The sequence below is a fragment of the Moorena sp. SIO4E2 genome (assembly GCF_010671945.1).
GTDB lineage: Bacteria > Cyanobacteriota > Cyanobacteriia > Cyanobacteriales > Coleofasciculaceae > Moorena > Moorena producens.
The window spans coordinates 1-4,639 of sequence record NZ_JAAHIE010000544.1 but is presented as its reverse complement, the minus strand read 5'-3'; the positions used below and the strand labels follow the sequence as shown (position 1 = coordinate 4,639).

Sequence of the window (4,639 nt, the reverse complement as noted above, 5' to 3'; positions counted from 1 at the left end):
GGGTCAGTTGTCTGTTACGAAGCCCTATGCCAACACCCAGAATGGTCAGTGGAGGTTTTTGTGACTCTAGGTTCCCCATTGGGGATAAAAGGGCTGATTTTTGATCGCCTGGAACCCTCACCGGTCTCTAATTTGGGGTCTTGGCCGGGAAGTGTCAAACAGTGGATCAATATTGCGGATGCAGGAGATATTGTTGCTTTAGAAAAAGAATTAAATCCTTTATTTGATGGGTTAGTGGAAGATAAACTTATTTATAATGGGTCTGATGCTCACAATGCTAGTAACTATTTTACAGCATCTGAAACAGGAGAAGCTATTAAGTTAGGCTTGATGGATGAGTAGACGAGGTATATGGCGGAAAAATCCAGGTATTATTTAATCGCTTGTGGCACAAGTAATTACAACGATCAGGATGTAGATAAATTGGATAGTGTGCCGACAGACTTACAGAGAGTGGTTGATTTATTCACTCAGCAATTTGGATATGAAGAAGCATTGACAAATCTTCGTTTAAATCCGAAGAAAGATGAGTTAATCAAAGAATTTTCAAATTGGCTTCAGCAAGAACGATGTGAGAGCGATCGCGTAATCTTTTACTATTCCGGTCATGGTGAATATTGCCAAGGAGATAGACATTATCTTTTAATGGAAGATACGGTTCTAAATCAACTTCCTCAGACATCATTACCAACGGAAGAGTTAGTTCGTCCTTTGAACAATGAAGGAGTTAAGATCAAACAAATCCTGTATATTATTGATACTTGTTATTCTGGGGTCGGAATAAGTGATGTCTCTAAATTTACTACACAAGTTGTTCAGAAATACCAACCGGTAAAAGGAGCAGGTATCGCAGTTCATGGGATTGCGGCTTGTCGTGCCAAAGATACAGCAAAAGAAGATGTATTTTCTAGCGCTTTGGAGCAAGTTATTAACGATTTAAAAAACTACGATAATTTATATATTCCTCTAGATTATCTAGTTGACCAAATTAATCAGATTATTTGCTCAAATCAACGTGCTTCCTACTCAGCTTCTGGCTCTGAGATATCTGCTATTTTCTTTCCCATTCTGCCTAAGACTAGACAAACATGGGAAGAAAAGCAAGATGAACTGATTAGCAAACTTTTTGCTGAATTAAAGAAACACCCAGAAGATAGCTTACTTCAGCTTAACTCCTTTATTTTAAGCTCTAAAAATATTGAAAATCTTGTCTTATACGATGAATTTATTCTGGATTGTACAGAAATCAAAAAAAGACTGACTGAATTAGGAGAAAAACCAGTTTCAAGAGGAATATGCCCTCTAGTGGCTTGTGCAGAATGGTGTCGCCAAAGATTTTATAAACAGAATAATATATCATTGAGGCTACTTGCTAATACTATTAAAAATTGGCAACAGGAAGTTATAAAATATAGAGAAGAGGCAAACCTCTCTACAATCCAAGAATCTGTTAAAAAAGCTGATTTAAAATTTCAAGAACTGATTAAGAAAGAAAAACCGCGACTTCAAGTTGAAATTGAACCAGAGGTTGATAATGATAATGGTACAGGACAAGCCTCTGGTGCATTATTTTTGAGTATGAGTCTTTGGCTGGAAAGTCAGGATTTACCACTTGGTCGGTTTGCAGAGAAGATACGCTTAGAACCTCGGGAAAGTGAAGAGAGTTTCCCTGAGCAAGAGAATGAGAGTTTATACACTAATCTTGAAAAAATTTTGCCCAACTTAATTCGCAAGGCTCGTTATAGTTTACCTGCACGAGTTAATTTAACAATTGAGTATTTTCTTCCCTTCAACTATTTCAAAACACAATTGGATAATATTAGGTTTAAGCGAGGGAGAAACCTAACACCCCTGGGTGAGGAGTATCCAATTTTTATCAACTCCTTTGAACGATATTTTGATCAAGATTTTCTTGAGATTCGTGATGAGATTGAAGTCAAGAAGCAAGGGTTATGGAATGATGTAAATAATCCAGTAACTGAACCCAGTGTCCCTGGGGAATTTGAAGGGGATGATATCTATTATATGGGTACAGACCCATCAGATTCCGATCTAGAAAGAATTGAAGAGGCTTTACCCATTGCGGTCTGGAGTCGGAACGTGAACCAACCTCTGATTGAAGGAGAGCATCTAAACCTCTCAGAATGGCAAAATTGGCCTAACAAAATACTCAAATTACGCCAAGACAAAAAATACAAAGACTTAGAAGTAACCCTTCTCTGGGATGATTTATATCCGAAGCCTTCCCGAAGCTCTAGACCCTTGAATACCGACGTAGTGGACTAAAATGCCAAAAGACCCAACATCTGACCAGCAGGATCTTCGCATCTACCGGGGCTTAACCCTTAGTGCGGAAAGTTTACCAACTCCAGAAGAGCAACAACAACATCTGAGTCGTATGCCACCGCCCCCGCCTTGGCGCACCTTTGGTCTGTCAGTTGAGCAATGGCGTGAAAAAGCAGAATCAAAAAATACCCAAGACATCGTAAGAAAGATTAATCCAAGGGCATTGGGGTTTGTTCCGACCAAGCAAGCGGTAGAATTGGTGAATGCTGCATTGTGTTTACGTCGCCCTTTACTGATTGAAGGAAATCCCGGTACTGGCAAAACATCCTTAGCCTATGCGGTAGCAGCTGAATTGGGACTACCGGGGCCTTACCGCTGGTCAATTGTTTCTCGCACTACTTTGAAAGATGGTCTCTATGCCTACGATGCCATTGGGCGACTACAAGAAGTGTCTTTACTGAGGCAACAAGTTGGTAACACAGAGAAAATTGAAGAACCTGACATTGGTAACTATTTAAGATTAAGACCAATGGGTATGGCATTTCATCAATCTCAACCCCGTAGACCGGCAGTGCTGTTAATTGACGAAATTGATAAGAGTGATATTGATATGCCCAATGATCTCTTACATATATTTGAGGAAGGATTTTTTGAGATTCCAGAACTTTCTCGCTTAAACACGGACTCCCAAAAGGTACTTCCTTACCGCAGTCACAGCAATGATAGTGATGAAAAAGTTTCGGTTGACAAAGGATTAATTCAATGTCAAGAGTTTCCCTTAGTCTTGATGACCAGTAATGAAGCACGGGAGTTTCCACCAGCCTTTCTACGCCGATGTCTACGGTTATCTCTCAAGCAACCTGATACCGAAGAGGGTTTTTATCAAATTTTAGAAAACCGCTTTGATGCCACCGATTTAAAGCAACTGGATCAGCCAGCTCGGAAATTAATCAAGGAATTTTTGACACGGATTAAGGCAAGAGACACAACGTTAGCGACGGATCAATTGTTGAATGCTATCTATTTATTACTACAAGGAGATGACCTGACTGAAGAAAAACGGAAAGATGTATTGAATACTATCTTCAAATCACTGTGAGGTCAGGGGTAAATGGTGAGTGAAAAAAATCAATGGTGGGAAGATGATACAGAAGTGGCAGAGCTGATCTGGTGCTTGGCTCACGTAGATCGTATTGTTGCTCCTCCATTGTCTCAAGACATCAAACCACCAGAGGATTTAGACTATTTGTATCAGGAATCATCCACTGAAAATCCCTCAGACAATTATCCAAAGACTCCTCCCTCAGTAACAGAAAAAGCAGAACAAAAGATACCGATTAGGACTTATCCTAAACCGTCCGACCATGCCCCGACTTCCCCTCAAAAACCCGAATCATCGTCCAGTAATTACAGCTCTCCTATTCGTGTTCCTGACCCCTTTCCCTTACCGAAACCTAGGGAAATCAGTAAAGCACTGTTGCCTTTATCTAAACGTGTTCCTGGACTGCTAGCCAATGAACTGGATATTGAGGCAACCGTTGAACAAACAGCGGAAGCTGATGGATTGCCAATGCTGGCATTTCGTTCTCCCCTAGAGCGATGGTTTGAGGTACATTTATTGATTGATTGCTCCCCTTCCATGGCATTTTGGGGAGATTTAGCAGAAGGGGTGGCAACCCTTTTTCGCTGGCAAGGGTTTTTCCGGGATGTCCGGATTTGGCACTTCGATACAAGAGAACCTACGCCCCAATTGTTTTCAGGTGTTGACCGGATTGAACGGGATGTTCGTAGCCTGATTGCACCAGGAGGACATCGACTCTTTATTGCCTTAACGGATACTTTGGGAAAAGCTTGGTATTCCAGTCAAGCCTTTGAGGTTTTAGCAGAATTAGGAGAACAGCATCCTGTTAGTATTGCCCATGTTTTTCCTCAAACCCTATGGCAGCGCACAGCTCTAGATCAGGCAATTCAACGACCATTAATTGCTCGTCAGCCAGAGTCCCCTAACTCCATGTTAGAAGTAGGAGCTAGGCTTCGTACAACTGCTAGGTTATATCAATTTCCAATTTTCAATTTATCTGTTAACCACTTGAGCACTTGGGCGAATTTTACCACCGGCAGTGGCAGCAATTCGATTCAAGGAGTTTTAATTAGACAGGATATTAGACAGGATAGCTCCGAAACAGCGAAAACGAATCCTACTGAATCAGTGGCGGAAACTCCCGAACAGTTACTGAGAGGATTCTTGGCTAATGCTAGCCCCAAAGCCCGAGAACTTGCGGAAGTTCTGGCTGCTGTTCCCCTGATTCCTCCAGTGATGCGCTTGGCACAACAGTGGTTTTTACCCGATAGC

3 protein-coding genes and 1 pseudogene are annotated in these 4,639 nt (G+C 41.3%); all 4 read left to right on the top strand.

The genetic code is table 11. The annotated features are described in order from the left end of the window. A pseudogene (locus tag F6K37_RS32600) lies at positions 1-342 on the top strand (hypothetical protein); the annotation flags it as partial. Between the two features lie 9 nt (positions 343-351). Further along, the gene (locus F6K37_RS32595; protein WP_287254785.1) at positions 352-2,286 is read left to right on the top strand and encodes a VMAP-C domain-containing protein; all 1,935 of its coding nucleotides are present in this window, start codon (positions 352-354) and stop codon (positions 2,284-2,286) included. 1 nt (position 2,287) lies between these two features. Beyond that, a complete protein-coding gene (locus F6K37_RS32590) occupies positions 2,288-3,385 on the top strand; it encodes an AAA family ATPase (RefSeq protein ID WP_287254783.1) in 1,098 nt (365 codons plus the stop codon). A 12-nt stretch (positions 3,386-3,397) separates the two neighbouring features. Further along, a partial coding sequence (locus F6K37_RS32585; protein ID WP_287254782.1) for an SAV_2336 N-terminal domain-related protein occupies positions 3,398-4,639 on the top strand: 1,242 nt, incomplete at its 3' end.

Coding starts and splice junctions, on each gene's coding strand:
- F6K37_RS32595 (WP_287254785.1), top strand. CDS start 352: ATGGCGGAAAAATCCAGGTATTATTTAATCGCTTGTGGCACAAGTAAT.
- F6K37_RS32590 (WP_287254783.1), top strand. CDS start 2,288: ATGCCAAAAGACCCAACATCTGACCAGCAGGATCTTCGCATCTACCGG.